General features: G+C 44.4%; 36 protein-coding genes and 1 tRNA gene. 31 read left to right on the top strand and 6 right to left on the bottom strand.

Annotated elements, in window-relative coordinates; all coding sequences use genetic code 11:
- The first annotated feature begins 112 nt into the window (after nucleotides 1-112).
- The 5 genes from thrS to hpt all read left to right on the top strand — a co-directional run bounded on the left by thrS (nucleotide 113) and on the right by hpt (nucleotide 4,589).
- Nucleotides 113-1,861 carry a threonine--tRNA ligase gene (thrS, locus tag ACE6F3_RS06055; RefSeq protein ID WP_279115837.1) on the top strand — a complete coding sequence of 583 codons (1,749 nt, stop codon included), beginning with the start codon at nucleotides 113-115 and terminating at the stop codon, nucleotides 1,859-1,861.
- Between the two features lie 66 nt (nucleotides 1,862-1,927).
- Nucleotides 1,928-2,485 (top strand): translation initiation factor IF-3, encoded by a 558-nt coding sequence (gene infC, locus ACE6F3_RS06050; RefSeq protein WP_197702149.1) that lies wholly within the window; start codon nucleotides 1,928-1,930, stop codon nucleotides 2,483-2,485.
- Nucleotides 2,478-2,681, top strand: a complete 204-nt coding sequence (gene rpmI / locus ACE6F3_RS06045; RefSeq protein ID WP_010936486.1) for a 50S ribosomal protein L35 — start codon at nucleotides 2,478-2,480, stop codon at nucleotides 2,679-2,681. Before infC ends, rpmI begins: the two co-directional genes overlap by 8 nt.
- Before the next feature lie 18 nt (nucleotides 2,682-2,699).
- Nucleotides 2,700-3,059: a 50S ribosomal protein L20 gene (gene rplT, locus ACE6F3_RS06040; protein ID WP_041341817.1), complete on the top strand. Its 360-nt coding sequence runs from the start codon at nucleotides 2,700-2,702 to the stop codon at nucleotides 3,057-3,059.
- Between the two features lie 108 nt (nucleotides 3,060-3,167).
- Nucleotides 3,168-4,589 carry a hypoxanthine phosphoribosyltransferase gene (hpt, locus tag ACE6F3_RS06035; RefSeq protein ID WP_324665180.1) on the top strand — a complete coding sequence of 474 codons (1,422 nt, stop codon included), beginning with the start codon at nucleotides 3,168-3,170 and terminating at the stop codon, nucleotides 4,587-4,589.
- 387 nt (nucleotides 4,590-4,976) lie between these two features.
- Here hpt and ACE6F3_RS06030 read toward each other — a convergent pair.
- Together ACE6F3_RS06030 and ACE6F3_RS06025 are read right to left on the bottom strand one after the other, a co-directional pair.
- Nucleotides 4,977-5,053: transfer RNA gene (locus ACE6F3_RS06030), tRNA-Arg, on the bottom strand.
- A gap of 34 nt (nucleotides 5,054-5,087) precedes the next feature.
- Nucleotides 5,088-5,645 (bottom strand): small multi-drug export protein, encoded by a 558-nt coding sequence (locus ACE6F3_RS06025; protein WP_279115838.1) that lies wholly within the window; start codon nucleotides 5,643-5,645, stop codon nucleotides 5,088-5,090.
- 165 nt (nucleotides 5,646-5,810) lie between these two features.
- On the opposite strand from ACE6F3_RS06025, the gene dxs reads away from it, so the two are divergent.
- The 26 genes from dxs to thyX all read left to right on the top strand — a co-directional run bounded on the left by dxs (nucleotide 5,811) and on the right by thyX (nucleotide 24,643).
- A complete protein-coding gene (gene dxs / locus ACE6F3_RS06020; protein ID WP_279115840.1) occupies nucleotides 5,811-7,712 on the top strand; it encodes a 1-deoxy-D-xylulose-5-phosphate synthase in 1,902 nt (633 codons plus the stop codon).
- 100 nt (nucleotides 7,713-7,812) lie between these two features.
- Entirely contained in the window at nucleotides 7,813-9,006 is a 1,194-nt protein-coding gene (locus ACE6F3_RS06015; protein ID WP_010936480.1) for a phosphoglycerate kinase, read from the top strand.
- Nucleotides 8,999-10,204 carry a 2,3-bisphosphoglycerate-independent phosphoglycerate mutase gene (locus ACE6F3_RS06010; RefSeq protein ID WP_279115842.1) on the top strand — a complete coding sequence of 402 codons (1,206 nt, stop codon included), beginning with the start codon at nucleotides 8,999-9,001 and terminating at the stop codon, nucleotides 10,202-10,204. The genes ACE6F3_RS06015 and ACE6F3_RS06010 overlap by 8 nt, the downstream gene beginning before the upstream one ends.
- An 11-nt stretch (nucleotides 10,205-10,215) precedes the next feature.
- On the top strand, nucleotides 10,216-10,971 hold the full coding sequence (gene tpiA / locus ACE6F3_RS06005; protein WP_279115844.1) for a triose-phosphate isomerase: 756 nt from the start codon (nucleotides 10,216-10,218) through the stop codon (nucleotides 10,969-10,971).
- A gap of 60 nt (nucleotides 10,972-11,031) precedes the next feature.
- The gene (gene miaA / locus ACE6F3_RS06000) at nucleotides 11,032-12,009 is read left to right on the top strand and encodes a tRNA (adenosine(37)-N6)-dimethylallyltransferase MiaA (RefSeq protein ID WP_279115845.1); all 978 of its coding nucleotides are present in this window, start codon (nucleotides 11,032-11,034) and stop codon (nucleotides 12,007-12,009) included.
- Nucleotides 12,006-12,860 (top strand): diaminopimelate epimerase, encoded by an 855-nt coding sequence (dapF, locus tag ACE6F3_RS05995; RefSeq protein WP_279115846.1) that lies wholly within the window; start codon nucleotides 12,006-12,008, stop codon nucleotides 12,858-12,860. Before miaA ends, dapF begins: the two co-directional genes overlap by 4 nt.
- A complete protein-coding gene (locus ACE6F3_RS05990) occupies nucleotides 12,847-14,013 on the top strand; it encodes an LL-diaminopimelate aminotransferase (RefSeq protein WP_279115847.1) in 1,167 nt (388 codons plus the stop codon). The genes dapF and ACE6F3_RS05990 overlap by 14 nt, the downstream gene beginning before the upstream one ends.
- Before the next feature lie 477 nt (nucleotides 14,014-14,490).
- A complete protein-coding gene (locus ACE6F3_RS05985) occupies nucleotides 14,491-14,895 on the top strand; it encodes a hypothetical protein (protein WP_392654687.1) in 405 nt (134 codons plus the stop codon).
- A 31-nt stretch (nucleotides 14,896-14,926) separates the two neighbouring features.
- On the top strand, nucleotides 14,927-15,436 hold the full coding sequence (locus ACE6F3_RS05980; RefSeq protein WP_392654685.1) for a hypothetical protein: 510 nt from the start codon (nucleotides 14,927-14,929) through the stop codon (nucleotides 15,434-15,436).
- Between the two features lie 7 nt (nucleotides 15,437-15,443).
- A complete protein-coding gene (locus ACE6F3_RS05975; RefSeq protein ID WP_392654684.1) occupies nucleotides 15,444-15,764 on the top strand; it encodes a helix-turn-helix domain-containing protein in 321 nt (106 codons plus the stop codon).
- Nucleotides 15,764-16,531, top strand: coding sequence for a phage replisome organizer N-terminal domain-containing protein (locus tag ACE6F3_RS05970; RefSeq protein WP_392654682.1), 768 nt, complete (start codon nucleotides 15,764-15,766; stop codon nucleotides 16,529-16,531). The genes ACE6F3_RS05975 and ACE6F3_RS05970 overlap by 1 nt, the downstream gene beginning before the upstream one ends.
- A 245-nt stretch (nucleotides 16,532-16,776) precedes the next feature.
- Nucleotides 16,777-17,526 carry a hypothetical protein gene (locus tag ACE6F3_RS05965; RefSeq protein WP_392654680.1) on the top strand — a complete coding sequence of 250 codons (750 nt, stop codon included), beginning with the start codon at nucleotides 16,777-16,779 and terminating at the stop codon, nucleotides 17,524-17,526.
- Nucleotides 17,527-18,054 (top strand): hypothetical protein, encoded by a 528-nt coding sequence (locus tag ACE6F3_RS05960; RefSeq protein WP_392654679.1) that lies wholly within the window; start codon nucleotides 17,527-17,529, stop codon nucleotides 18,052-18,054.
- Nucleotides 18,055-18,170: 116 nt separating this feature from the next.
- The gene (locus tag ACE6F3_RS05955) at nucleotides 18,171-18,653 is read left to right on the top strand and encodes a hypothetical protein (protein ID WP_392654677.1); all 483 of its coding nucleotides are present in this window, start codon (nucleotides 18,171-18,173) and stop codon (nucleotides 18,651-18,653) included.
- A 15-nt stretch (nucleotides 18,654-18,668) separates the two neighbouring features.
- Nucleotides 18,669-18,881, top strand: coding sequence for a hypothetical protein (locus tag ACE6F3_RS05950; RefSeq protein WP_392654676.1), 213 nt, complete (start codon nucleotides 18,669-18,671; stop codon nucleotides 18,879-18,881).
- Between the two features lie 4 nt (nucleotides 18,882-18,885).
- Nucleotides 18,886-19,113 (top strand): hypothetical protein, encoded by a 228-nt coding sequence (locus ACE6F3_RS05945; RefSeq protein ID WP_392654674.1) that lies wholly within the window; start codon nucleotides 18,886-18,888, stop codon nucleotides 19,111-19,113.
- A 2-nt stretch (nucleotides 19,114-19,115) separates the two neighbouring features.
- Nucleotides 19,116-19,553 carry a hypothetical protein gene (locus ACE6F3_RS05940; protein ID WP_392654673.1) on the top strand — a complete coding sequence of 146 codons (438 nt, stop codon included), beginning with the start codon at nucleotides 19,116-19,118 and terminating at the stop codon, nucleotides 19,551-19,553.
- Complete coding sequence (locus tag ACE6F3_RS05935; RefSeq protein ID WP_392654671.1) at nucleotides 19,554-19,772, top strand: hypothetical protein; 219 nt, start codon at nucleotides 19,554-19,556, stop codon at nucleotides 19,770-19,772.
- A gap of 170 nt (nucleotides 19,773-19,942) precedes the next feature.
- Entirely contained in the window at nucleotides 19,943-20,284 is a 342-nt protein-coding gene (locus ACE6F3_RS05930; protein WP_392654669.1) for a hypothetical protein, read from the top strand.
- Nucleotides 20,277-21,668, top strand: coding sequence for a replicative DNA helicase (locus tag ACE6F3_RS05925; protein WP_392654668.1), 1,392 nt, complete (start codon nucleotides 20,277-20,279; stop codon nucleotides 21,666-21,668). The genes ACE6F3_RS05930 and ACE6F3_RS05925 overlap by 8 nt, the downstream gene beginning before the upstream one ends.
- Nucleotides 21,669-22,233: 565 nt before the next feature.
- Nucleotides 22,234-22,566 (top strand): hypothetical protein, encoded by a 333-nt coding sequence (locus ACE6F3_RS05920; RefSeq protein ID WP_392654666.1) that lies wholly within the window; start codon nucleotides 22,234-22,236, stop codon nucleotides 22,564-22,566.
- On the top strand, nucleotides 22,550-22,975 hold the full coding sequence (locus ACE6F3_RS05915) for a hypothetical protein (protein WP_392654664.1): 426 nt from the start codon (nucleotides 22,550-22,552) through the stop codon (nucleotides 22,973-22,975). Before ACE6F3_RS05920 ends, ACE6F3_RS05915 begins: the two co-directional genes overlap by 17 nt.
- On the top strand, nucleotides 22,959-23,288 hold the full coding sequence (locus ACE6F3_RS05910; protein ID WP_392654662.1) for a hypothetical protein: 330 nt from the start codon (nucleotides 22,959-22,961) through the stop codon (nucleotides 23,286-23,288). Before ACE6F3_RS05915 ends, ACE6F3_RS05910 begins: the two co-directional genes overlap by 17 nt.
- 78 nt (nucleotides 23,289-23,366) lie before the next feature.
- Nucleotides 23,367-23,576, top strand: coding sequence for a hypothetical protein (locus tag ACE6F3_RS05905; protein WP_392654660.1), 210 nt, complete (start codon nucleotides 23,367-23,369; stop codon nucleotides 23,574-23,576).
- Between the two features lie 7 nt (nucleotides 23,577-23,583).
- Nucleotides 23,584-24,045: a hypothetical protein gene (locus ACE6F3_RS05900; protein WP_392654658.1), complete on the top strand. Its 462-nt coding sequence runs from the start codon at nucleotides 23,584-23,586 to the stop codon at nucleotides 24,043-24,045.
- Entirely contained in the window at nucleotides 24,029-24,643 is a 615-nt protein-coding gene (thyX, locus tag ACE6F3_RS05895; protein WP_392654657.1) for an FAD-dependent thymidylate synthase, read from the top strand. The genes ACE6F3_RS05900 and thyX overlap by 17 nt, the downstream gene beginning before the upstream one ends.
- 175 nt (nucleotides 24,644-24,818) lie before the next feature.
- Here the strand turns inward: thyX and ACE6F3_RS05890 are convergent, their stop codons facing one another.
- Genes ACE6F3_RS05890 through ACE6F3_RS05875 form a run of 4 tightly spaced genes read right to left on the bottom strand, consistent with a single transcriptional unit; the run spans nucleotide 24,819 to nucleotide 26,201 of the window.
- Nucleotides 24,819-25,403 carry a hypothetical protein gene (locus ACE6F3_RS05890; RefSeq protein WP_392654655.1) on the bottom strand — a complete coding sequence of 195 codons (585 nt, stop codon included), beginning with the start codon at nucleotides 25,401-25,403 and terminating at the stop codon, nucleotides 24,819-24,821.
- A gap of 9 nt (nucleotides 25,404-25,412) precedes the next feature.
- Complete coding sequence (locus tag ACE6F3_RS05885) at nucleotides 25,413-25,646, bottom strand: hypothetical protein (protein ID WP_392654653.1); 234 nt, start codon at nucleotides 25,644-25,646, stop codon at nucleotides 25,413-25,415.
- A 10-nt stretch (nucleotides 25,647-25,656) separates the two neighbouring features.
- A complete protein-coding gene (locus tag ACE6F3_RS05880) occupies nucleotides 25,657-25,965 on the bottom strand; it encodes a hypothetical protein (protein ID WP_392654651.1) in 309 nt (102 codons plus the stop codon).
- Nucleotides 25,965-26,201, bottom strand: a complete 237-nt coding sequence (locus ACE6F3_RS05875) for a hypothetical protein (protein ID WP_392654649.1) — start codon at nucleotides 26,199-26,201, stop codon at nucleotides 25,965-25,967. The genes ACE6F3_RS05880 and ACE6F3_RS05875 overlap by 1 nt, the downstream gene beginning before the upstream one ends.
- Nucleotides 26,202-26,365: the final 164 nt, after the last annotated feature.

Genomic DNA, 26,365 nt, shown 5'->3' with positions numbered 1-26,365 from the left:
TTGGCTTAGCCCATGTATAATTAATTACAAAAGCTAACCCAAGAGAGAAAAAGCCTCTCATTAGCCGGAAACGGTGGGTGAGAGGCTTTTATTTAGATAAGAGGTGAATCTTATGGCCAACCAAATAGACGAAGCAAAGCCCATAAGCGACCTTGAAATCATGCGTCACTCCGCCGCCCATATTATGGCTGAAGCGGTCTTGTCCATGTTTCCTGAGGCCAAACTTGGCATAGGGCCGGCTATTGATACCGGTTTTTACTATGATTTTGACTTACCCCGCACCCTCACACCCGAAGACCTGCCGGAAATAGAAACCAGAATGAACCAGCTGGTAAAGGCTAATCTTCCTTTCAGGCGTGAAGAAATGTCTAAAGATGAAGCCCGAAAGCTTTTTGCCGACCAGCCGTATAAACTGGAACTTTTAGATGATATTCCTGATGAAATTGTAAGTGTTTACCGCCAGGGGAACTTTTGTGACCTCTGCCGCGGACCTCACGTTAACTACACCAGCAAGGTAAAGGCGTTTAAGCTTTTATCTATTGCCGGTGCTTACTGGAGGGGTGATGAAAAACGCCCCATGCTGCAGCGCATATACGGGGCAGCTTTCCTGGATAAAGCCTCTCTGGCTGAATACCTGAATATGCTTGAGGAATCTGCCAAACGTGACCACCGCAAACTGGGCAAAGAGCTGGAGCTTTTCTCACTCCATCAGGAAATAGGGGGCGGGCTGGTAAACTGGCTGCCCAACGGCGCTATAGTACGCCACCTGATTGAGGAATTCTGGAAGAAAGAACACCTTAAACGGGGTTATAGTCTGGTTTATACCCCACATATAGCCAAAGTAGACCTCTGGAAAACAAGCGGGCATTGGGGCTTTTACCGTGAGAATATGTACAGCCCCATGGATATTGACGGCGAAGAATATGTACTTAAGCCCATGAACTGTGTTTACCATATTCTTATGTTCAAAAACCGCACCCGCTCCTACAAAGAGCTGCCTATCCGCATGGCTGAACTGGGCACTGTTTACCGCTATGAACGTTCCGGGGTACTGCACGGGCTTTCAAGAGTACGTGGCTTTACCCAGGATGACGCCCATATTTTCTGTTTGTATGAACAGCTGGAAAAAGAAGTAGTCAAGGTGCTTGACCTGGCTAAATTCATGATTGATACCTTCGGCTTTACAAGATACAAGGTTATGCTTTCCACCCGCCCCGAAAAATACGTAGGGGAGTTAGATAAATGGGAATATGCCACTGACATTTTGGCCAAGGCACTGGAATCCAACCAGATTGCTTACCAGGTAGACCCCGGAGAGGGTGTCTTCTACGGCCCGAAGATTGACATAAAGTTTGAAGATGCCTTAGGACGTGCCTGGCAAGGCCCAACCATCCAGGTAGATTTCCAGCTGCCGGAGCGGTTTGATGTAAATGTAGTCGGTGAGGACGGTAAAGACCAGCCGGTAGCCATGGTTCACCGCACAGTACTGGGCAGTATGGAACGCTTTATGTCCTGCCTGACCGAACAATACGGCGGTGCTTTCCCGGTCTGGCTGTCACCAAAGCAGGTTATGCTGATACCCATTGCAGACCGGCATAGCGAATTTGCCGAAAAACTGGCTTGCGAACTCAGGGAAGAAGAGGTTAGGGTAGAGGTAGATAACCGCTCGGAAACCATGAACCAGAAAATCCGCCAGGCTCAGCTTGCCAAAATACCTTATATGCTGGTAGTGGGTGACAAAGAGATTGAAACACAGAGTGTCTCCATTAGAACCCGCAGCGGCAGCCAATGTGTAATGCCCTTTGCAGAGTTCAAATCCATGCTGATTGATAAAATAAAAACCAAGTCTACCGAAATTTGATTACCTAGCTGAACTGTGGTATATTTTGCCAGAATAGACGCGTGTCCGTTAAGGAGGTAGCCAGGAATATTTAAGGAACTGCGCATCAATAATCAGATAACTGCCCGGGAGTGTCGCCTGGTAGGCGATAAAGGCGAGCAGTTAGGAATTCTGCCGATTTTGCAGGCCCGGGAACAGGCCAGAAAAATCAATCTTGATTTGGTTGAAGTTGCTCCTACAGCGGTGCCCCCCGTGTGCCGTTTGATGGATTACGGTAAATACCGCTTTGAACAAACCAAGAAGGATCGTGAAGCTAAAAAAACACAGAAAGTGTCTCTATTAAAAGAGATACGTGTGCGTCCCAAGATTGGCGAACATGATTTTGATGCCAAAGCCCGCTCTGCCCGCAAACAGCTGGAATGCGGAGACAAAGTAAAGCTGACTGTTATGTTCCGGGGACGGGAAATAACCCACGCTGAGCTGGGGCTGAAATTACTTAAGAAAATGGCTGACTCCCTGACTGATATTGCTACTATAGAAGGGCAACCTTCATTACTGGGATCCAGAATGCATTTAACACTTTTGCCTAAAGCACCTGCTAAGGCGACCAAGGTAAAGGAAGGACAGGAAACCGCTAATGCCTAAAATGAAAACCAGAAAGACTGCTGCAAAGCGCTTTCATGTAACCGGTACCGGCAAGATTATGCGCAGCAAGGGCATGAAGAGCCACCTGCGCCGTAATAAATCCGCCAGAGTACGCCGCCAGTTTGACGAAATGTCTCAGGTAGCTGGTGTGGACAGGGCTCGTATTCAAAAGTTAATTCCGTATGGTGTAAGCTAACTAGGGAGGGGTATTACATTGGCACGTATTAAAGGTGGCGTAGCCACACATAAAAGACATAAAAAAGTACTGGCTTTAACCAAAGGCCACGCTTCAGCCAGACATTCGCTGTTCAAGCGGGCACATGAGTCCATGGTTCATGCCATGAGCTATGCCTTTGCCCACAGACGCGCACGCAAAGGTGATATGCGCAGACTCTGGATAACCCGCATAAATGCGGCTGCCAGAGCCGAAGGGCTGACTTATGGCGAGCTCATGTCCGGCCTTAAAACTGCCGGTATTGATATCAACCGCAAAGTTTTGGCTGACATGGCCGTATCTGACAGCGTTGCATTTGCCGCTGTGGCCGCTAAAGCCGCTGCTGCTAAAGCAAACTAAATTAAAACCCGTTAGACGGATTATTAACCGCTGCTCTCAGGCAGCGGTTTTTCCATTTTATTAAATTGACATACCCCACCTGCCATTTTACAATTGTGCCAAGGGAGGATGGGATTGAACAAAGAGCGGGCTTTTTACAAGGCCATTAGCCGGTCAATTCAGAGCCTGAATACCCAAGCTGAACTGAAAGCAAAGCTGGAGGGGATTATCCGGCTGGCGGCACGGGCCAGCCATTGTGCTGTATCGTTGCTCCTTATGGATACAGCCGGACAGAAGCTGTCCCATAATATTTCTTTCGGTCTGCCCCAGTTCTACCTTCACAAAGGCGTCCTCTCAGCCGCCGAAAGTATAGGCGAAACCGCAGGCATTCAAACTGTCAGCATAACAGACACACAGAACGATAGCCGTATCCAGTTTCCGCAAATGGCTGCAAAGGCCGGTTTTTCTTCTATCCTGGGCAGTCCTGTTATCCATCAGGAAAAAGTTATCGGCAGCCTCAGGTTTTACTGCAAAGATTCTTATGAATTCAGCCAGCAGGATATAAATTTCGCCGAAAATATGGCACGTATAATCTCCTTGGCATTTGGCACTTTGCCTGTGAACGCAACTAGTTGGGATAAAACCGCCCCATTACCCGCTTCAGACCTGAAAACAGCCCGAAATGTCACCTTTGCCCACCAGAGCGAAACTGAATTTGCCCGCCTGCTGGATTTTTATAATATAGAGTGGATATACGAACCCCGCTCTTTCCCGCTTAGCTGGAAAGGCGAACAGGTGACTGAAATGTTCACCCCTGATTTTTACCTTCCGGGGATGGATATGTATATAGAGCTGACCACTCTGAAACAAAGTCTGGTCACTACCAAAAACCATAAACTCAAGCTGCTTCGGGAGCTTTATCCGGATATAAAAATAAGCCTGCTATATAAAAATGATTATGCCCGTCTGCTGGCTAAATACGGCTGCGGCCCGTTAGCCCAGACCAGAGCCCACGGCATAGATAGGGTGCTTTATACTGCTCAGGATATATCTGAAAGGGTGTCCAGCCTGGCACGCCAGATTTCCGATGATTACCGGGATAGCCGCCCGATACTTATAGGGGTGCAAAGGGGTTTTATCTGCTTTATGGCAGACCTGATACGCCAGATAGCCGTTCCGCTGGATATAGATTTTATGACTATATCCTATTACAGCGGCAGCAACGCATCTATGGTACGCATAACCAAAGATATGGATTTGGAAGTAGCAGGCAGAGATGTGCTGCTGGTTGAAGACATTGTGGATACAGGTATAACCCTGAACTATCTGTTAAACCACCTCAGGTCTAAAAATCCAGCCAGCCTGAAAGTTTGTACTCTGCTTGACCGCAAGGTAAGACGGCTGATTGACATAAAGATAGACTACGTGGGCTTTGAACTGCCGGATGAATTTGTAGTGGGGTACGGGCTGGATTACCATGAAGAATACCGCAACCTGCCGTTTATAGGCATACCAGGCATAAAAGAAACCCCGGATAATAAACCCTTATAAAATAGCCGCCCCAGGTAGCCTATGCATTCGGGACGTTTTAACCTTGGAGCTCCTTTTCGGTTTCTACCCACCCAGTTTCTTGACAATCCTCAGAGAGGGCTCTTTAGATTACCTAGCTCCGTATTCTGGTAGAACTTACTAAGGTTATCTGGGTCAGTTTCCGTCACCATTGCTTCGGTCACCTGGGACAGTTTTAATATGACATACCAGTTGATACACCAGCAACCGTATTTAAAACTATTTACAAGAGTACAGCCGGAAAGGGCTTTCCCACACACCCTTAATTAGTCTAATATTCGCAAATCTATTAGTTATTTGATATAGATGACGCCTGGAGTAGACTGAAAATATTTTTATGCAAAAGCCGGGGAGGGGAGTGGTACAGAGTGGCGTCCCCGGAGAGATTCGAACTCTCGACCCACTACTTAGAAGGCAGTTGCTCTATCCAGCTGAGCTACGGGGACACGATGAAATGCTACCATTTTAGCGCTTTTAAGGTCAAGTTAAACAAGGCGGTTTTCTGGAATTCATCATACGGAAAACTGCAACCCCGCTAAGCACCAACCCAGCTATTAAAGCCCCAAACCATCCCAGCAAACACAAACAGGTAACCACCACCCCCGCCACAACCACTCCCAAACTGATGTAAATCAAAGCTTCTTTGCGGTCAAGACCCAGCATCACCGCAACCAATGAGCCTGTCCACGCTCCGGTAAAGGGCAGGGGAACTGCGACTAACAGCAGTAACCCGATGCGTTTATATCTTTCAACCGGGGCGCTTCTTTTTTTACCCAAATCAACAATCCAGTCGGTAAATTTTTGGATAAAAGTAAAATGCCCAAGCAGAGCCAGAACCTTCTCCAGTAAAAATAATATAAAGGGCACCGGCAGCAGGTTTCCGGCCAGTGCAATCAAGTACGCCCAATACCAGGGTATACCCAGCACATTTATAGCCAGCGGCAAAGCCCCGCGTAACTCAGAAACAGGCACGGCCGACACCAGAAAAACCAGTAACTCCGGCGGCAACCCCAAACTAAGCCAAAATTCTGACGACAAGTCTTTTTTATAACCTCTTTTGGCATTTTATATGCCCGCTGTCTCTGACAACTCTAACAAATACGGCTATGCCAGTCAATCTTTTTCTAGCTTGACTAGTATGAACACAACTGTTACTATAATTTGCATACGGGATTGGAAATTTCTATTCCGCATAACTTGCAAATGTCAAAACTGCTAGACACAATAAATAGTCCCTCAGACCTGAAAAAGCTTACTCTGGACGAATTAAGAGAGCTGGCTGTCCAAATCCGTGAAGAACTCGTTAACCGGGTGACTTTAAACGGGGGACATTTAGCCTCAAGCTTAGGCGTCGTTGAGCTTACTATTGCATTGCATCGTGTTTTTGAAAGCCCCAAAGATAAAATAATCTGGGATGTGGGGCATCAGTCTTATGCCCACAAGCTTTTAACAGGCCGCCGTGAACAGTTTGCCACTCTTAGGCAGCATGGAGGATTATCCGGCTTTACCTGCCGTGATGAAAGCCCGCATGACCCTTTTGGTGCAGGACATGCCAGCACCTCCATATCAGCCGGACTGGGCATGGCGGTAGCCCGTGACTTAGCCAAGGAAGATTACAGCGTTATTTCAGTAATCGGAGACGGGGCTATTTCCGGCGGTATGTCATTTGAGGCTATAAACAATGCCGGGCATTTGCATACCAAATTTATAGTCATACTCAACGATAACGGCATGGCTATATCTCCCTCTACAGGGGCTTTATCCAAGTTTTTAAATAACGTCCGCTTTGACCCGCGTTTTGAATTTGCCAAACGGGGTGCCAAACAGACTATTACCAATATGCCTTTCGGCAAATCAGTTTGGGCTTTTACCAAGAGCATTAAACGTAAATTTGAAAAGTCTATGCTGCCCGGCAGTCTCTGGGAAGAACTGGGCTTTATTTACCTTGGTCCGGTAGACGGTCATAATATCCGTGAACTTGAGGCCGCACTTAAACGCGCCAAGGATTTTGAATCCCAGCCGGTGCTTATCCATATGATTACCAAAAAAGGCAAAGGCTATGATGATGCTGAAGCTGATGCTGTAAAATACCACGGTATTGCACCCAAATCAGGCGGGCTTAAGAGCGGGCACGGTCTTTCCTACAGCCAGGTATTCGGACAGACATTACATAAAATCATGTCTGATAACCCCAAAGTAGTAGCCATAACCGCCGCCATGACTGACGGCTGCGGGCTGAGTGAAGTTGCCGCAGATTTCCCGGACAGGGTCTTTGATGTGGGTATTTGCGAACAGCACGCCGTCACTTTTGCAGCCGGAATGGCTACCCAAGGGTATATACCGGTAGTAGTTATCTATTCTACTTTCCTCCAGCGCAGTTTTGACCAGATAATCCATGACGTCTGTCTGCAAAAACTGCCGGTGGTCTTCGCTATTGATAGGGGAGGGATTGTAGGAGATGACGGGAAAACCCATCAGGGTATTTTTGACCTTTCCTTCATGTCTCTTATACCGGATATGATAGTCACCGCTCCATCTGACGAAAACGACCTGCAGCACCTCCTTTACACCGCTGTCAATTCCGGCAAACCTTTTGCCCTCCGCTATCCCAGGGGATTTGGGGAGGGGGTTGAGACAGAAGGAACTTTACGTAATATTCCAATAGGGGAAAATGAAGTTCTTGCCAGCGGCAGTGAAATAGCCATTTTTGCCACCGGCAAGAGTGTTGCATTTGCCAAAGAGGCTATGGAGATACTGGCCGAAAGTGGTATCAAACCTACGCTGGTAAATAACCGCTATATAAGCCCGCTTGATACTGAGCTTATTTTAAAAATAGCCGGAAACCATAAATACCTTATTACAGTTGAAGAAAACGTGCTTTCCGGGGGGCTGGGCAGCCGGATAAATACTATTCTGGCAGAGGCGGGGCTGGTTAATGCGGTCAAGATTGCCAATATCGCCGTACCGGATAAATTTGTAGAACATGGCAACCAGAGCCTGCTTCGTGCCAAATACGGTCTGGACGGGAAAGGCATAGCCCAAAAAGTATTATCCTTAATGGCTAATACCGGTGAAGCAAAACACCAGCAGATACTTTGCCCATAGAAAAACCAACTGCTGAAAATTATTACCAGCTATAACCCGAAGCCGTTCGGAAATCAGACCGGCCTCGGTTATGAATAATAAGACCTTTTCAGGAGCGTTCATGGAAAACTTAACAATCAGAGATCTGGATTTCTCTGGTAAAAAAGCTCTGGTGAGAGTGGACTTCAATGTTCCTATAAACGCAGAGACCGGCAGTATAAATGATGACAGCCGCATACGGGCAGCTATACCTACTATTGATTATCTGCTGGATCACCAGGCCAAAGTTATTTTATGCAGCCACCTGGGAAGGCCGGATGGCAAGGTAGTAGAAAGTATGCGTCTTGCCCCGGTGGCAAAACGTTTGTCAGAGATACTCAGGCAGGAAGTGCTTACAGCCTCTGATTGTATTGGAGATGAGGTAACCGCAAAGGTAAACGCGCTGGAAGACGGGCAGGTGCTGCTGCTGGAAAACCTGCGTTTCCACCCGGAAGAAGAAGCCAATGACCCTGCCTTTGCCAGAAAACTGGCAGACTTGGCTGATATATATGTAGATGACGCCTTTGGCACTGCCCACCGCAAACATGCCTCTATTGTAGGTGTGGCCAAATACCTGCCGGCAGTGGCCGGGCTTCTCCTTGAAAAGGAGCTTAATGCTCTGGGGAAAGTGCTGGAACACCCGCCCAGACCCTTTATGATACTGCTGGGGGGTGCCAAGGTAAGTGACAAGGTGGGCATGCTGGAAAACGTTATGGATAAGGTAGATACTATTCTTATTGGCGGAGGCATGGCTGCCACTTTCCTGAAGGCACAAGGGCTGGAGATAGGTGACTCTCTTATTGATGACAGCTTGGATACTGCTAAAATGCTGATGGACAAAGCAAAGTCTAAAAATGTTAAGATTGTCCTGCCGGATGATGTACTGATAACATTTGATAAAATAGGCCCTGATGCCAAAGCAGAAAACGTAAGCGTGGAAAACATACCCCCCACAGCCAAAATTGTAGATATTGGGCTGCTTACCATTACCCTTTTCACCAAGCAGCTTGAGAAGTGCAAAACAGTCTTCTGGAACGGACCTATGGGCATTTACGAAATACCCCAGTTTTCAGAGGGCACCAGGGCAATGGTAAACACCATGACCCGCCTGCACGGTACTACTATTATCGGCGGCGGTTCTACAGCCGAAATTGTGACCGAACTGAATATTGCCAGTAAAATGAGTTTCGTATCTACCGGAGGCGGAGCTTCACTCAAGTTTCTCAGTGGTGAAAAATTGCCCGGCGTAGAGGTGCTTGCAAAAAAACATGAATAAATTAAACCTGATGGAAGAGCTATCCCAAGCTACTCCCAGCAAGATTGTACTGCTGGTGATAGACGGGCTGGGCGGTTTACCCCACCCCGAAAGCGGGCAGACCGAACTTGAAACTGCCCATACCCCAAATCTGGACGAATTAGCCGGTAAAAGCATCTGCGGCATGTCCAGCCCGGTTGCAGCCGGTATAACCCCCGGCAGTGCCCCCGGCCATCTGGCACTTTTCGGTTATAACCCGGTTGACTGCCTTATAGGACGGGGCGTGCTGGAAGCGCTGGGTATAGATTTTGACCTGAGGCCCGGAGATGTGGCAACCCGCGGAAACTTCTGCACGGTAGATGCGCAGGGGCTGATTTGTGACCGCAGAGCCGGGCGGGTTTCAAGCACAGTCAGTGCTAAACTTTGCGCCCTTCTGGACGGACAAGAGTTCGAAGGCATTCAGGTAATTGTAAAACCGGTCAAAGACCACCGTTTGGTAGTAGTATTCCGCGGCAGCGGTTTGTCTGAAAAGGTGACTGATTCAGACCCTCAGAAGCTTGGGGCTGCTCCCAAAGAGGTCAAACCCTTAGCTGAAGATGCCGGCCTTATGGCCAGAGTAGCAAACCAGTTTTTGCAGTTTGCAGCCAAAGCCCTCAAAGACCATGCCCCGGCAAACATGATACTTCTGCGGGGGTTTTCAGAAAAACCCTGCTTTACCACTATGAATGAGATTTATAAGCTTAAAACGGCCGCTATTGCCAGTTACCCCATGTACAGGGGACTTTCAAAGGTAGTGGGTATGGATGTATTACCCACCGGCCCGACCCTGAATGATGAAATAGCCACTTATAAGGCTAACTTTACAAAGTACGACTTTTTCTTTATCCATGTAAAAGCTACAGATGCCGCCGGTGAAGACGGTGACTTTGAGCGCAAAGTAAAAGCACTGGAAGAACTGGATAAGGTACTGCCTGAAATACTGGCCTTAAAGCCGGATGTGGTGGCCGTAAGCGGTGACCATTCCACCCCGGCCGTTATAGAGGGACACAGCTGGCACGAAGTACCGGTGCTTATTTATTCTAAATATTGCCGTCCGGACAAAGTCTGCCGATTTTCCGAAACAGACTGCCTGCAGGGCGGACTGGGACATATACCCGCCACTGATATTATGCCGCTGGCCATGGCTAATGCCCTGAAACTCGGTAAATTCGGAGCCTAGGAGCAAGCCGTATGAGACAGATTATTATTGCCGGAAACTGGAAAATGAATACCACTCTTTCCGAAGCTTGCACACTAGTGCAAGGCATGAAAGATGCACTTGACCAAATAAGCGGCATTCAGAAAATAGTCTGCCCGCCGTTTATATCTTTAGCCCCGGTAAAAACCATACTGAACGGCAGCAGTATCCAGTTGGGTGCTCAAAACCTTTTCTATGAAGAAAAAGGGGCTTACACCGGAGAAATATCCCCCCTTATGCTGCAAGATATCTGCCCATATGTGATTATAGGCCACTCTGAAAGGCGGGCCTATTTCGGCGAGACCGGACAAGTAGTTAACCGGAAGATAAAAGCCGCCCTTCAGGCAGGTATAATGCCAATAGTGTGCGTGGGAGAAAAACTGGAAGAGAATGAAAACGGCCAGACCCGCCAAATACTGGAAACCCAGCTGAAAGAGGCTTTAGCCGGGATTAACCCAAGCAGTATCATAATAGCCTATGAGCCTATCTGGGCTATAGGCACAGGCAAGGCTGCCACTGCAGCGGAAGCCAATAACACTATAAGTTATATCCGCAAGGTATTGGGTGATATATGGGGCAATACCGCATCCCAGACTACGCCTATTCTATATGGCGGCAGCGTAAATGAAAAAAACACGGCCGAACTCCTTTGCCAGCCAGACATAGACGGAGCTTTGGTAGGCGGAGCTTCCCTGAAAGCAGAGTCTTTTGTCAGCATATGCCGCCAGGCCGCTGATGTAAGAAAATAAACGGGGATATTAGTTAATCATAGTTTGCCTAAACCCCTTTTAAGCCCTGTAAGAAAGCCAATGAAGAGAACTGATAGCACCGCCAAAGCAACCGCCCCAAATCCGCCCTTAGCGCCTCTACTGGTCATTCTGGGCAACACCGGCTCTGGTAAAAGCGCCTTAGCCCTGAAACTGGCCAGAGAAATTCCTGCCGGAATAGTCAATGCGGATAGCCGCCAGATATATTCCCAGATGGATATAGCCACCGCCAAACCCACACCGGCAGAAATGTCAGAAATACCTCACTACCTGTACAGTTTTATCCAACCTGACCAGCCGTTCAGCCTGGCGGAATACCAGGCACTGGCTTATCAGGCCATAAATAAGCTGCATACCCAAAACCGTTTGCCGATACTGGTTGGGGGAAGCGGTCAATACCTGAAAGCAGTACTTGAGGGCTGGAGTATTCCCCAGATAGCTCCTGACGAAACTTTCCGGGCGGCCATGTTTGAAAAAGCCGAAAAAGAGGGGGTGGCGTCTATTTTTGCAGAACTTGTAAAACAAGACCCCCAGGCAGCAGCCAAAATAGACCCTCGCAATATCCGCCGGGTTGTACGGGCACTGGAGGTTATAAATAAAACCGGTGCTGAATTTTCCAAGCTGCAGACTAAAAACCCGCCTACGTACAGAGTACTTAAAATCGGTATTCATTTAGCCCGTGAAGAACTTTACCGCACCGTTGACTTGCGGGTGGGAAAAATGTTAGAACAAGGGCTGGAAGCGGAAGTCCGCCATCTGCTGGAACAGGGCTATGCGGCTACTTTACCGTCTATGTCCGGCATAGGTTACCGCCAGATAGCCAAATATATAGGGGGTGAAATCAGCCTGAGTGAGGCAATTGAGCAAATGCAGTTTGAAACTCACCGCCTAATCCGCCAGCAGAATACTTATTTCCGGCTGGCTGACCCTGATATACACTGGATAACACTGGAAGAAAGCATGGATAGCGGGATTATCAATTTAGTCCGTAATTTCCTGGCTGACGGAGGAAAAGAATGAAATTTACTAAGTTACAAAGCGTAGGTAATGACTTTGTTCTGATAGACCCTCAGGGTGAGGATAAAGACTGGTCAAAACTGGCACTCCACATGTGCCACCGGCATTTCGGTGCCGGGGCTGACGGGCTGATGCTTATTTTACCTTCAGCCAAAGCTGATTTCCGTATGCGGATATTTAACGCGGACGGCTCTGAGGCCGAAATCTGCGGCAACGGTCTGCGCTGTCTTATTCATTACATAGCCACCAACAAGCTGATTAGCAACAGGGATGAACTAAGCATTGAGACTCTGGCAGGCATACGCAATGCCCAGATATTTGCCGACGGGCGGATACGTACCACCATGGGCAAACCCATGTTTGAAGCCCACCAAATACCTGTTGCCGCCGAACCAGACCCCAAATACTATAACGGACAGCTTATTTCTGACTTTCCGCTAAATATCAATAACCGCAGATTACTCCTTTCCCTGGTATCCATGGGCAACCCCCATGCCATACACTTTTGCACCAAACCTGTAGAAGAATTCCCCTTAGGTGAAGTTGGCCCACTGGTGGAAACTCATAAAGCCTTTCCCAAACGCACTAACTTTGAGGTTGCAAACATTCTGGACAGTGAGCATATAAAAGTACGTGTTTGGGAGCGGGGGGTAGGGGAGACTCTGGGCTGCGGCAGCGGAGCTTCTGCTGTGGCGGTTGCCGCCCAAATACTTGGGTATGTCGGGAAATTTGTTTACATAAAGTTACCGGGAGGGACACTGGGCGTTGAGTGGGATGGCCATGATGACGTCTATCTGACCGGAAAAGCTGAAATTATATACACGGGAGAATGGTTGAAAGATGAAACTGTCTAAACGGATTGAAAATCTGCCGCCGTATCTTTTTGTCCAGATAAGCAAAAAGATAGCTGAGAAACGCGCTAAAGGCGAAGAGGTAATCAGTTTCGCTATTGGAGACCCTGATTTACCGACGCCCAAACATATACTGGCGGAACTTTGCAAAGCGGCTGAAGACCCGGCTAATCACCGCTATCCCGAAACCGAAGGATTGCCGGTGCTGCGTAAAGCTATGGCAGAGTGGTATGAAAAACGGTTCGGGGTAAAACTAAACCCTGATACCGAGGTATTGCCTCTTATAGGGTCAAAAGAGGGCATAGGACACGCTGCCTGGTGCTTTCTTGACCCCGGTGATGTTGCACTGGTGCCAGACCCGGCCTATCCGGTATATGCCATAAGCAGCCAGTTGGCAGGCGCAGAGGTATTTTATATGCCGCTTAACAAAGAAAACAACTTCCTGCCGGACTTTAACGCCATACCGCAAGATGTACTTTCTAAGGCCAAAGTCCTCTGGATAAACTATCCCAATAATCCCACCGGCGCAGTGGCAGGCTTGGATTTTTTTAAGGAAGCAGCGGAATTTGCCGCTAAACACAATCTGGCAGTCTGCCATGACGGACCGTACTCTGAAATAGCTTTTGACGGCTACAAACCTGTAAGTTTTCTTAAAGCTGATGGTGCCAAAGAGGTAGGGATAGAGTTTCATTCTCTTTCCAAAAGCTATAATATGACCGGCTGGAGGATTGGCATGGCCGTTGGCAATGCCAAAATGATAGACGCACTGCGGCGGTTTAAATCCAACCTTGACTCAGGTATTCCTCAGGCTATCCAGCTGATGGCAATAGCGGCTTTGAACGGCTCCCAAGATGTGATTAGCCAGAACTGCACCGTATATCAGCGCCGCCGTGACCGCCTGGTGGAAGCCCTGCGCAATATCGGTATGGAGGTTACAGCCCCAAAAGCCAGTTTATATATCTGGGCACCTGTACCCGAAGGTTATACTGCAGCCAGCTTTGCAACCGAACTTCTGGATAAAACCGGTGTTGTAGTTACACCGGGTACGGGGTATGGCACATCCGGCGAAGGGTACATAAGGTTATCACTGACCGTACCTGACGAACAACTTGAAAAAGGTATTGCCAAGCTTGCCAATTTTAAGAGCCAAGCATAGATAACAGATAAGTAAAGATACTAATAACGACCCGCTTCGGCACCAAGAAAATTCCGGGAGCGGGGGTCGTTATTTATTAAGTAAACGGCACAATCAGGTAGGGGGATTAGTAATCAGCATCTAATCAGGATTGCATATAATTCTTTATGACTAAAATTTGTTTCAGATGGAAACTCAAAAACGGCGGCTAAAACTTGCACAAACCAAAATATTTGTAATATATTTTTAACTGCATTATTTATGTTAAGTTATATTTTTACTCATGCTAATTACATAACATATAAATTCCCCGAACCTTCTAACTAGCTTTATTTTTAAGGGTTTAGCTAACATAACATTTTGCTTGGCGACTTTAATCAGGTGATGTAACATAACGCAATCGCTGAATATCTATCATTTACCATAATCTATCTAGCTTATCATATGACTAGGGTGATAGAATAAGAAACTTTATTTTCATATATCAGGGAGGGCGATATGTCAGTGCCATTTAAAAAACGCTTTGCAGGTAAAGAAGCCGAGATAGTGCAATACGTTAAGACGTTTGGACTTATGCAGGCGATGGATAAGTATGAAGCAAGGGATCTTCTTGCTTGGCAAACTTATGTAGACAGTTTAACGGGTGATAAAAATACTGGATGGGTAGCCACTCATCCCAATAAAGACCTTGATAAATTGGCAGAAAAGATTGTTGAGAAGTTAGTATCCAAATTGTCACAACTAGCATCTAGAGTTGATGAATTAGAGAAGGAAAAGGATGAACTGTTCCGGCGTATATCCGTTAAGGATAATAATAAAAAAGAGGAGGAGATACAAAAAGGGATAGAGTTATTAAATATACTTGAAGATATAGACGATGATGCAAGGGTGTTCAGTATTTAATTTAAGATAATAAGATAAGGAGAATAAATCAGTGGTTACATCAGCCGCTCCGGTAAACTCAGTTAACATCAAGGTGGTCTCAATAAATACAAGGGTTGATAAATCCGGTAGTCCATATAAGGAAATCTTGGATAATACTAATAAGAAGTGGTATGCCTTTCCGAAGTTTATCACGCAGGAAGAGTATAATCTTTTCGCCCCCGGTAACATGTTGAAAATTGAATATACCAAGTCTACTTCCTCAGCTATTCCCAAAATAAAGACGGTTTCTTTAGCGGATCAGGGTGTCTGCACGCCATCTACTCAAAGCTCTCAGGTAGCCAATCCGAATTCTTCCATTTCCCCTAATTCAGTCTCATCTGTTGATAAGTGTAAATACCGGACAGAGGCATTATCTCTTTCAGTTCACTTAGTGGCTCAAGGAGTTTTGGACAGGAACAATATGCTACTTGAAGCTGATGTATTCTTTGCGTATATCATGGGTGATATTTCGCATGAACCGGCTAAGATCGCATCCTATCTTGGCCGTATAAAGGGGTAGGTTTTTCATGGCAGTACATGAAGCATTAAGGGAAAAGCTTAAAAACAAAGCTGATAATAGCTTAGATAGCAATCATGTGTTTAATAATTGGATTGATACACATCCGGATGATGGTTGCGAATATGCCAAGTCCTGCCTTAATTGCCATTTGCCGAATTGTATCTGGGATACGGACCGCCGGAAAGACCGAGTACAGGTCAGGGGTAAATTTGATGAATGGAAGGAGCTTCATATTAAAGGTGAATCAGCTTCTTCTATTTCATCAAAACTCGGTATATCGGTTGATACATGCTATACATATGCTAAGAAATTTGCAGAGGCTTCATAATGGGAAGTAGAACTTGGTTTAAAATTTATCCAGATAACTGGCTTCGCAATTCTCTTTCCGGTGAAGAAGCAGGATTTGAATCTATGGAGGAACGTGGCGTTTTTTCCTCAGTATTGGCACTAGCGGCACTTGGCCGTTATGGTGACATAGGAGCAATCAAAATTGGGGAAAATATAGGCTATTCAGACCAACAAATAGCAGAGATTTTCGGCATAGATTTAGAGATTTGGGTCAAATTTAAGTCTATTTTTGTCCTCAAAAACCGTATATCGGTTGATAAAAACAACCTAATTTTGGTCACAAATTGGACTAAATATCAGTCTGAATACGAACGACAAAAGCCTTATAGGGAAGTTACAAGTAAAAGTTACAAGGAGAAAGAGAAGGAGAAAGAGAAAGAGAAGGAGAAAGAGAATAGAAAAGATATTGTTTCCAGTGTTTTTGAACACTGGAATATATCAGGCATAGTAAAACACAGAACACTAACTGAACGTATGGAAAAGGCTATTCTTAATACCCTTCAAACTTACTCTTTAGAAGAAATAAATAAAGCCATTACTAATTATGGCCGGATCTTGGCAAGGCCGGATGTCTATCGGTTCACTTATCGTTGGCAACTAGATGACTTTTTCGGTTCTCGCTCTAATCATGTCGGCCAATTCCTTGAGTGGGATGTAGCTCATAACAACTATAAACGGGATGATCCTAAACGCTTCGGTCAGAATAAACCCAATATAGCTCCGGCACAAAGTGGCTGGACAAGATAAAAGGAGTATAGGTGTCAAATATAAATATTAGCAGTTATCCGTCAGTATGCAGATTGGGCCATAGAATGATACAGAATATTTTAGATGGAACAGTCGTTGTTCAGGAAAAAGTTGATGGTAGCCAGTTTTCATTTTCCAAACTCAATAATGGTGAGATAGTTTACAGGAGTAAGAGTGTAAGAGATGACAGCAATTAAAGGTTATCTGGTCTGGGTCATAGAGTTTAAGAAAGTGGAGGCACAACAGTGAGAGTAGTCTATGAAACAAAAGGCAAAGCCAGAGAATATTTTGAACTGGCGGTCAATCTTTATAGTGGCTGTACTCATGGATGCACATATTGCTATGCACCGCAGGTAGCTCATAAAAGTAAGTTGGAATTCCAGAATGTTCAACCGAGAGTAGACCTGCTTAAAAACCTTGAATTGGATTGTGCCGAGCTTGAAAAGGCAGGTGAAACACGTCATATCTTAATGAGCTTTTTGACTGACCCATACCAGCCGTTACCGGGTTGCGTCAGTATTACAGGCAAAGCCATCCATACCATGAAAACTCATGGTTTGAACGTGGCCATCTTATCAAAGGCAGGTGATTGTTGCGACCTTGATTTAATGACCAATGCGGACTGGTTCGGGCAGACTCTCACCTTTGATAATCCGCACGATAGCAGGAAGTATGAGCCAAACGCCGCTAACCCATTGTGGAGAGTGGGCAGTTTGAGAGTGGCTCATAATGCAGGCATACAAACATTCGCATCATGTGAGCCGATAATCAATCCAACCCAAACACTGAACCTCATAGAGCAGTCTGCTGAATTTGTTGACCGCTTCTTAGTGGGTAAGTGGAATTACGATAAGAGGGCAGACCTTATTGATTGGGCTAAAGTTGCAAATCGGATTATAGAACGGCTGGATAAGCTGGGAAAAAGCTACTACATCAAGAAGGATTTGGCCGCCTATATTGGTCATCCAGAAGGAATGAGAGTGGAGGCAAAGTAAATGGAAAACTTAATTATCACAAAAGAATACCTAGGGATTATAGACGAGGGATATCGCTACAAAATAGAGGGCAATCTCTCTACACAAGCTAGCATCGTTATTAATCTAGATAAAGGGTTATTTGTTAGTGGGTCTATCAAGGCTGGTGGGTCTATCAATGTTGGTGGGTCTATCGAGGCTGGTGAGTATATCAATGTTGGTGAGTATATCAAGGCTGGTGGGTCTATTAAGACTGGTGGGTCTATCAATGTTGGTTGGTCTATCGAGGCTGGTGGGTCTATCAATGTTGGTTGGTCTATCGAGGCTGGTGGGTCTATCAAGGCTGGTGGGTCTATCAATGTTGACCGCGGGATATTAGCCCAGTTATCAATCACATGTAAGACACTGCTTACTGCTAGATTAGGCATATTCGCAGGTGTATGTGTGTGGAAGAATCCTTCAGAGAGCGAGCAGACAATTACCTGCGGGAAACTGGATGGCACAGTTAAGTATGGCATATTAAAACTAACAGGAGAAAACAGTGTCTAATTTAGATGATGTACTGGTAGCACACTTTAAAATTTGTAAATAGAGAAGAGAACTGTAAATGACAAGAGAAATTGAATTCAGGGGCAATCCAGAACTACTAAAGGAGATTAAATAAGATGATAAAAACAACTATATTTATGATTATACTTATCGTAGTCGCAATTTTGGGAACTGCGTTTCTTGTAGATGGATACATTGATGCAAAGAAAACTGATTACTGGTTAATCAGGGCTCAAGCCGCTGGTAATCCTGCACAAGTATCAACATACTTAGGTACATACTTATCAGAAATAAACGCCAAGAATGTAGATGACAAGTATACAACTTTGTTTAAGTATGAAGCGTCAAGTGTTCGTAATTACAAAGATGTTATCTTAGGCATTATAGAAAGGGCAGATATTTTATCTACCCAAGATCCAAGAACCGATGTCTATCAAATGGGTTTAATCAACCTTGAAACAGATGTGAATGATGTGCGTGAGTGCATGATAGACGTCCTTTGGGCAAAGTGGTCAACGATTATTGTACTTATAATAATAACCATTGGTTACTCCTATGCGATCTGTTATGGCTTGTGGTTATTTGTAACAAAAGATTAAAGGAGATTAAATAAGATGGCTACAGGAACACTTGAAAGCTGGAAACTGGAACTTATTAAAACCATTATCAACGATAAAGATGTCGGCAAGGGTAAAAATGACGCCATTGTCGCAGGCGAAGTGGAGGGCGTTATCAATGGTGCTTATGATGATAGTTTTAAAGATGGTGACACTCCAGAAGAAGCATGGGAAGGTGAAAAAGACACCCTTCGTGCGGAAGGAGAATAACCAAATGACATACGAACCGAGTAAATACGAGAGATATATTCATCATGGTATTGAGGTGGGCGTCAGAAGCGACTTGTTAGGAAAACATAGAGATTATTGTCTATGCTACAAGTGTAAGTGGTTTAAGCCTAGTTGCCAAAGAGCTGAAGCCATATTCGCATTTGATAAAAAATATCACATTGTAACTCCAGTTTTTGAATGTCCTGATTTTAAAGAGGAAAGAGAGGCTTAACTATGTACGAACCGAGTAAAGAGCTGATAGAACAGATTGCCAAAGAGTATAGGGATTTAATGTTCAGTGAAATGGAAAGCAGTTCTAAAGAACCATGCTGGGATAATCTGGGATATTTCTGTAGGCTATCTAAAGATATTTGTAATCTGCCCACTATCCGTAAGGCTCTTGAATTGTACGAGAACCAACCTAAGTGGCAAGATAAGCCAGATAAAGAGGGATGTTACGCAATATGTGCTAAAGCAAGTATAAACTCCGCAGAGTGGCATATTATATATTCCATAGATGAACCAGTTCGTTTATATAAAGTTGATAAAGATACATACGTTCAGTTTGAGGGTGAAAATGATTTACTATACCGATTTCTTGATTGGCTCGGTTATTTTTTCGTTAAGTGGCTCTACATACCAGAACCAGAACCTTATAAGGGAGAGGAATAAATGGAACTGCTTAAGTGTAATAAATGCGGAGTAACTATAAATAAATATCAACCCATATGTGATATTGACAAATTAAGAGCTTGGAAAACAATTAAGGGGTTGGATATAACATATATTGACGAGTTACATATCTGCCCAGCGTGTTTTAAGGAACTTCAACCATTGGTTAGGAATTGGTTAAACGCAAACAAAGAAGGAAAGGTGGGTAAGAACAAATGAATATTAACGGCGTGCTTTTCACTATTCCGGTAATTGACTTAATCGTAATCGGACTAATAGTCTTGGGCTTGATCATCTACGGTATATACCTTATGGTCTTGGAATTCAAGGGCTTCCTAGCGGACCGGGCAATAAGAAAATTAAACAGAAAGTAAGGAGTTTTTATTTTAATGAAAATCATTTATCAAGAGATAAAACCTGTACCTTTTGGTTATAAGGATCTAGAAGGTGGATATGTTCGCCAAATAATATTATCAATCCTTGAAGCGAATGACAAAAATTTATCTCAGCAACAAAGTAAACTAGTCCCTGCCGTTATTTTAATAACTACTAAAAACGATGAGGCAGATGAATTCCTTGTATCTCGCTTCTTATTCTATGATAAGGATAAAGCAGAGCTTATCAGGTTAGGCATAGGTTTATTTGATCAGACGCTACTCAATACGGATTTTATCCCGGACTATCAACCAATCTCAGCAGAAAAGCTAGATAAGGAATTGGTACATGGCTAAATCACTAACCAAGGAGCATGTGCCATATGATACAGAGGCAGAGCAAGCACTAATAGGTGCATTGCTAATTGACGGTTACTGCATTACTGAAGTTATGCCAATTGTTAAGCCGGATGACTTCTTTTCGGAGAATTTCCGTCAAATGTTTATTGCTTGCCTTGCTATGAATCAGCGTGGTGAAGCAATAAACACTATTACATTGGCTCAAGAGTTGGAGCGGACAGATCAACTAGCGAAGGTTGGCGGTACAGGTCAGTTAGCTTCAGCGGCAAATGCTTGCCCTACTTCTTTAGATGCGGAGCATTATGCCAACATCGTTGCTAGACTAGCTACTTCTCGCCGCTTAATAAAAGCAGGGGAAGAAATTACAAGTATTGGGTATTCCGCTGATCCAGATAGTTTAGCGGCCTTAAATTCGGCCAAGAAGCTTCTTGAGGGTATTGAAGCAGGAGGTAGCGGTAAGTATGTAATATCTGCATCTGAACTCTCTGATATGATGATGGATTTTGCAATAAATCCGCACAAATTTTCGCCTTCATTGTATTGGGGCTGGGATGATTTAGATGCAATTACCACTGGTTTGTTCCCTGATGAATTGATAATTATGGGAGCTAGACCGGGTATAGGCAAGAGCCAGATAGCCCATGAGCTGATTATTCGCCAGATTAAAAACGGGAAACAGGTGTTATTAGTTACTCTGGAAATGGGCAAACGAGACATCATGGAGAGAATTATCAGTACTCAGGTTGGTATTCCGGTCCGTAAAATGCGTGAACAGTTAATGACTGACAGGGAGAAGGATTCCATTATAGATCTTGCTGGTAAATTCGCAGATTGGGGATTATCTACTATCACAGATAATATTTCTGTATCTACACTAACATCAACCGCCGAGCTACTTCAACGTGAAAAAGGGTTAGATCTTATTGTAGTTGATTACCTTCAGCTTATGAGTGATTGCCACGATAAGCGTTGCGGAAACTTAAAGGAAGAGCGTGTTGGTTTTGTCTCAAAATCACTCAAACAGTTATCTCAATCTTTGCATGTGCCAGTTCTAGCCATTGTATCTCTTAGCCGAGCAAGTGAATATCGGGATAATAAAAGGCCTACAATGGCAGATATCAGAGATAGCGGTCAAATTGAATCAGATGCAAATTGTGTTTTGTTATGCCATAGAGATGATGTTTATTATACGGAATCACAGTGGGCAGAAGCATATCCGGATAAGATGTATCCAAAGGGTATTCTTGAGATATACCATGCGAAGAATAGGCATGTGGAGTCTGGCCAGTGCATTAAGCTTAAATGGAATCCTGCGTATAGCAAATACACAAACATCAATGAAAATATTGATGAAAGGCAGACACAATTCAATGGTATGTAGAATTTGCGGAGCGAGAGAACACTATACTGATAATTGCCCGTTTACACCGGATTGTATTGAACGTATCCAGAAAGCCATTAAAATAGAAAACATACTTAAAGAGGAATTCGGAGACGTAGTTGAGAGGCAAGGTTTAACTTTACCAGCACTCCGTTTCAAGATATACAATGTGGCACATCGTATAGCCTCTTTATTTAAATGATACGCAAATTAGCAGGTGTTATATTCTTTCGCTATAATATATCCACCGTTAAATACAAGGAGGTACTAAACAAATGGGGTATTGACCACAAATGAATAATCCTTCTTCTTTAAACCCGGTAGTATATTAAAAGTAAATAGAAAGGACATGTGCCAGCTACATTATCGTAGCTGGCACATACTAAACAACATGGCACAAACAAAGGATTTTACTGCCAGTGCTGTTAATCTAAATAATAGTACTGTTCTCAGGGAGCTTCTGTCTTTGCGGTGCAGTATATGCTCGGCCATCACTGAAGTTGAATGTCTCATCCGGCAGAAATGCGAAAGAGAACACGAGATCCTTGCCTCAGCTAAAGGGCAGTTGGCTGAAGTTGATGCTCGTATCAAACAGACAATTGACACAGAGGGAAGCTTTCAGGATATAACAAATGGGCTATATGCAATTAAGCAGGAACGTAAGAGTATAAAGTACTCGCCTGTTTTAGTTGAACAATACTGTCCAGAATTTGCACTTGCCGTAATTGACCGTCATGTTAATAATGAAAAACTTCTGAAGCTGGCCAGCTCCGGGCTTATTACGCAGGATACTATGCGTAAGGTTATTGGGGATGAAAAAATCACATACGCCTTTTTTATTGAGACGCCTGCTAAAATGTTTTCCCCCGGAGTAAAAGTTAATGACGCTTCGCCCTAAAACAACGAAAGGATCACCCCAACAATTAAGCAGAGAACGGGGCGGTTATGGAGAACGCCGCCTCGCAAAGAAAGTTGGAGGTGTAGTAGTTGGCAAATCTAAAGCCGTAAAGTTGGCTGATGGAATATCATGGAATGGGGAAAAATTTGTTCAGGTTGATGTCAAATGTCCACCCGATGTCATAGCCCCTCCGTTCTGTTACGAGAGTAAATGGCTCAAATCTACGCCTAAATGCCTTGACAAGGTCATGACACAAGCAGTAAGGAATTGCCCTTCATCCTCAGGCCTTATACCAGTAGGAGTAATAGCCAATCGTGAAAATGGCAACGTGTTTTATGTGGTAACCGAGCATGACTGGCTGGATCTTCATGTAGGGAACAAAGGGGGTACTGATGGGCAAGCTGGATGAAGCCATACTTGAGGGAAACGCACTTACGCAACCGGATCGTTTAGCGGCCCAAGTTTGGTTTCTGCCAATAAAAAATATAAAGCTCTCTGTGAGAGCTAACAAGTATAAACATTCAAAACAAACATTGAAGGGGCTTCTTGAACATTTACGTTCAGAAGTGGATGAACTTGAGGAAGCGTTATTCTCGGATAAAACGGAGGAGTTACGAATCCAAGAGGCTACTCTTGAAGCGGCAGACGTGAGTAATACAGTTGACCTAATTTCAATCCTTCTTTACCGGATAAGAGAGAAAGATTATATAGTAGGCTACTAAATTTTTTCATGTACCTACGCTCTCTGGCAACAAAGAAGATATAATTTAATATCATTTTCTCTGAAAGGAAGGAACACAATGAGTAAGAAATGGACACGTCAGCCGTCAAAAACAGGATGGAATTGGTTTTTTGGTGATACCGGAAACGGTATTAAAGAATTGAATATGGCATACGTGCAGGAGGATAGTATTTTCTTGCAGAGTTCCGGCACAGTAGTTGATTGCAACGAAATAAAAGATGGCCTCTATATGGATATAGACGAGCCAGAATTACCGAAGGAGGAATAGGTTAGGTATGGATCTTAAAGACTTTGTGTCTATGGTTGAGAAAGTGAATAATAACCGGACAGCAATTTTGGATAACAAAAACCATGATTATTCTTGCAAGGCAGATGCATTAGCAAATTTCAAACGTATTGCAAAGGCCGTAGAGATTCTCGGCATAGACACGAAGTCACCCATAGGTGTTGCCCTTTTCATGTTGGTAATGAAAGTAGACAGGTTTAATAACCTTACTAAAAACGATGCAAAACCCAAATGTGAATCAGTCTTGGATACAGTCATAGATGGGCATAACTATCTGGATTTTGCCTATGCTATTTCCTCAGAAAATGGCTTATCAGGTGTTAAATGTAACCCTTTACCAAGCCCATTGACTCCGGGAGATTGGAAACAATTTGAGAAAGAGGTGTTGAAACGTCATGTCTGGGTTTCAAATAATCCTATAGGAGTATGTTACAGTGGTCAATATAGTTAGGCAAAGCGTTAAACTGGATCAGGAAATACGGGCTAATGAAGTATATCAACGAATTGAACGTGCCGGAAGGACTGCTTACAAATCAGAGAGTAAGGGTGATCAAGAAACAACACTCAGGTTTATTCGTTCACTAATTAATCGTGGGCATGAGAGCGTACTGGAGCATATCTCAGTATCAGTACGGATAGTTACAGACAGGGCAATTGCTAATGAGCTGGTCCGGCATCGGATCGCATCTTATACACAGGAATCAACAAGGTACTGTAATTATAACCAGCGAGGTTTTTCCGTTATTCTGCCGGAGAACTTATCAGGTGATAAGCATCATGACAATGTAATGAAAGTGCTTGAACAGGTTGAAGCCACTTACAACACATTGGTAAACGCACACATGAAACCGGAAATGGCAAGGGCAATATTGCCATTGTGTCTTAAAACGGAAATTGTAGCCACTATGAATATCAGAGAGTGGAGACATGTTCTCAAGCTTCGGCTTGATACTAATGCACATCCGCAAATGAGGGAATTGGCAGGGCTTATCCTCAGGGTATTTTCGGATGCCCTGCCAATATTGTTTGAAGATATAAGCGAGGTGTAAATGAGTTGGAAGGATGGCGGCCTAACTTACGAATACGAACCTGTAGAGGTTATGGACTTTGCTGATGGAAAATGTATAGATCCATTCTACCGGATTGAAGAACGGACGGATTTTAAACGAGCCATTAATGCTCTTGGAATCCATACTGATGAATTAGAGGATTTGTCCGTAGACTCTATGATTGAAATTGCTTCAGTGATGAACGATTGGCATTTTTGCCGCCCACCAAAGAAGATTGCTCGGCGTAATATCGTTTTAGCAGGATAGGCATATAAGGCATTTCCCATTCGTAATAAATAGGTTTGCCCATATCACGATTGAATGAAGCATTACGCTCCCAACAATAGTGTGTACGGTCAGTAACAACAGGGAATTCACATCTGGATAGCCTATTAAAAGCACACCAGATATAACCAGCATGATCATAATGGTAGCCTGTGTATTTTTCTCGCCAAGCCATACACTCATCTTCTGTTACAGCCCGGTCTAACCAGTTGATTACCGTAAAGCGGCCTTCCAGTTTACTCAATTCAATTAAACGATCACCATCACCAGTGATCTCATCAACCCACCAATCACCATTATGTTTCCGGCCAACTATTTCGGATAGATGCCAGAGACGACCATCCCATTTTTCCCTTACCCAAGGATCTGGATCAAAGCGTTTTATCAATGCAGAGAGCTTCTCATATAACATTCCACGCCCATCCCAAGCGAGCGTAGAGCCTATGCGAGCTTTTTCTATATCACCTATAGCCATTCGGTCTTGTTACTTCCCTTCACCTGTAGATTTTGATTGTGAAGCCTCATCCTCTGAGGGCTTCTTCCGAAAATAGAATTGCCACCCGGTTACAATCATGCCAAATAGCATACCGATAGTAGCCCCAAGATTGAGTGCCATAACATCATCAACACCGATATTCAGGACAAATAGATAAATGCACAGAGTCCATACTAAAGTGAAGAAAAGCATAAAGATAAACAGGAAATTCCTGAAAGCCATTTTTACCTACCTAAATAAAGTTTTTTTGCACCCATGAAACTATTACACTGGCAATAGCAGTAGCCGCTGTAGTCAGGGCCGCCCACGTGATTTTTTCAAGAAAACTAACCTTGGCCTCCAACCTTGCTACGCATTTAGCATTGGGCAAGCTCTCCGCAGTCCAGAAGGTTACATTTTCGTTTACTTTTTCAAGCAATTCACGCATGTTCTTCTGTGCTTCTATGACGAAGGCCATTTCATTTTCCCTAAGATGCTTAACACTAGACTCAACACTTTCAAGTCTTAAATTGAAGATCTCAGCATAATTAGGACCGCCCACTATCTGCCTCTGCCCCTTACGGTTAAACTATGGTCTATATACATAAATGCCTCCTTCACATAGAAAATCGGATCACGAATTGCATCATCTTCATCAATATAAATCACGTTATATCCCCACTGTTCCGCAGAAACACGAACATACTCATCGTGTACCCGGCTACCTTCTTTTGCATAATGGAAATATACAGACTGTACATTGATAGCGAGGTTAAGGGAGGGGATAGTAAAATCCATTACAGCCCCTCCCTCTCCACTTCTACCGCCAAATGCGGAGGTCTGGTAGTCAAAATCCACACCATCTTGATATCCGAGTTGTATCAACGCCCAATAAATACACCACTCAGGCTTTGATCCTAGCCATGTAGTAGGCGGTTCAGGTACAGAGGGGTTGACTAACG

The sequence above is a fragment of the Dehalococcoides sp. THU4 genome (assembly GCF_043231265.1).
In the GTDB taxonomy this organism is placed as follows: Bacteria; Chloroflexota; Dehalococcoidia; order Dehalococcoidales; family Dehalococcoidaceae; genus Dehalococcoides; species Dehalococcoides mccartyi.
This window is presented reverse-complemented; position numbering and strand designations above follow the sequence as displayed.

Coding starts and splice junctions, on each gene's coding strand:
- tpiA (WP_279115844.1), top strand. CDS start 10,216: ATGAGACAGATTATTATTGCCGGAAACTGGAAAATGAATACCACTCTT.
- ACE6F3_RS05875 (WP_392654649.1), bottom strand. CDS start 26,201: ATGGATTTTACTATCCCCTCCCTTAACCTCGCTATCAATGTACAGTCT.
- ACE6F3_RS06010 (WP_279115842.1), top strand. CDS start 8,999: ATGAATAAATTAAACCTGATGGAAGAGCTATCCCAAGCTACTCCCAGC.
- miaA (WP_279115845.1), top strand. CDS start 11,032: ATGAAGAGAACTGATAGCACCGCCAAAGCAACCGCCCCAAATCCGCCC.
- ACE6F3_RS05955 (WP_392654677.1), top strand. CDS start 18,171: ATGATAAAAACAACTATATTTATGATTATACTTATCGTAGTCGCAATT.
- ACE6F3_RS05890 (WP_392654655.1), bottom strand. CDS start 25,403: ATGGCTATAGGTGATATAGAAAAAGCTCGCATAGGCTCTACGCTCGCT.
- ACE6F3_RS05970 (WP_392654682.1), top strand. CDS start 15,764: ATGGGAAGTAGAACTTGGTTTAAAATTTATCCAGATAACTGGCTTCGC.
- hpt (WP_324665180.1), top strand. CDS start 3,168: ATGGGATTGAACAAAGAGCGGGCTTTTTACAAGGCCATTAGCCGGTCA.
- dapF (WP_279115846.1), top strand. CDS start 12,006: ATGAAATTTACTAAGTTACAAAGCGTAGGTAATGACTTTGTTCTGATA.
- ACE6F3_RS05905 (WP_392654660.1), top strand. CDS start 23,367: ATGAGTAAGAAATGGACACGTCAGCCGTCAAAAACAGGATGGAATTGG.
- ACE6F3_RS05990 (WP_279115847.1), top strand. CDS start 12,847: ATGAAACTGTCTAAACGGATTGAAAATCTGCCGCCGTATCTTTTTGTC.
- ACE6F3_RS05935 (WP_392654671.1), top strand. CDS start 19,554: ATGGAACTGCTTAAGTGTAATAAATGCGGAGTAACTATAAATAAATAT.
- ACE6F3_RS05985 (WP_392654687.1), top strand. CDS start 14,491: ATGTCAGTGCCATTTAAAAAACGCTTTGCAGGTAAAGAAGCCGAGATA.
- ACE6F3_RS05910 (WP_392654662.1), top strand. CDS start 22,959: ATGGGCAAGCTGGATGAAGCCATACTTGAGGGAAACGCACTTACGCAA.
- rpmI (WP_010936486.1), top strand. CDS start 2,478: ATGCCTAAAATGAAAACCAGAAAGACTGCTGCAAAGCGCTTTCATGTA.
- thrS (WP_279115837.1), top strand. CDS start 113: ATGGCCAACCAAATAGACGAAGCAAAGCCCATAAGCGACCTTGAAATC.
- ACE6F3_RS06015 (WP_010936480.1), top strand. CDS start 7,813: ATGGAAAACTTAACAATCAGAGATCTGGATTTCTCTGGTAAAAAAGCT.
- ACE6F3_RS05885 (WP_392654653.1), bottom strand. CDS start 25,646: ATGGCTTTCAGGAATTTCCTGTTTATCTTTATGCTTTTCTTCACTTTA.
- ACE6F3_RS05900 (WP_392654658.1), top strand. CDS start 23,584: ATGGATCTTAAAGACTTTGTGTCTATGGTTGAGAAAGTGAATAATAAC.
- ACE6F3_RS05950 (WP_392654676.1), top strand. CDS start 18,669: ATGGCTACAGGAACACTTGAAAGCTGGAAACTGGAACTTATTAAAACC.
- ACE6F3_RS05915 (WP_392654664.1), top strand. CDS start 22,550: ATGACGCTTCGCCCTAAAACAACGAAAGGATCACCCCAACAATTAAGC.
- ACE6F3_RS05975 (WP_392654684.1), top strand. CDS start 15,444: ATGGCAGTACATGAAGCATTAAGGGAAAAGCTTAAAAACAAAGCTGAT.
- ACE6F3_RS05925 (WP_392654668.1), top strand. CDS start 20,277: ATGGCTAAATCACTAACCAAGGAGCATGTGCCATATGATACAGAGGCA.
- dxs (WP_279115840.1), top strand. CDS start 5,811: ATGTCAAAACTGCTAGACACAATAAATAGTCCCTCAGACCTGAAAAAG.
- ACE6F3_RS05945 (WP_392654674.1), top strand. CDS start 18,886: ATGACATACGAACCGAGTAAATACGAGAGATATATTCATCATGGTATT.
- ACE6F3_RS05930 (WP_392654669.1), top strand. CDS start 19,943: ATGAAAATCATTTATCAAGAGATAAAACCTGTACCTTTTGGTTATAAG.
- ACE6F3_RS05940 (WP_392654673.1), top strand. CDS start 19,116: ATGTACGAACCGAGTAAAGAGCTGATAGAACAGATTGCCAAAGAGTAT.
- ACE6F3_RS05960 (WP_392654679.1), top strand. CDS start 17,527: ATGGAAAACTTAATTATCACAAAAGAATACCTAGGGATTATAGACGAG.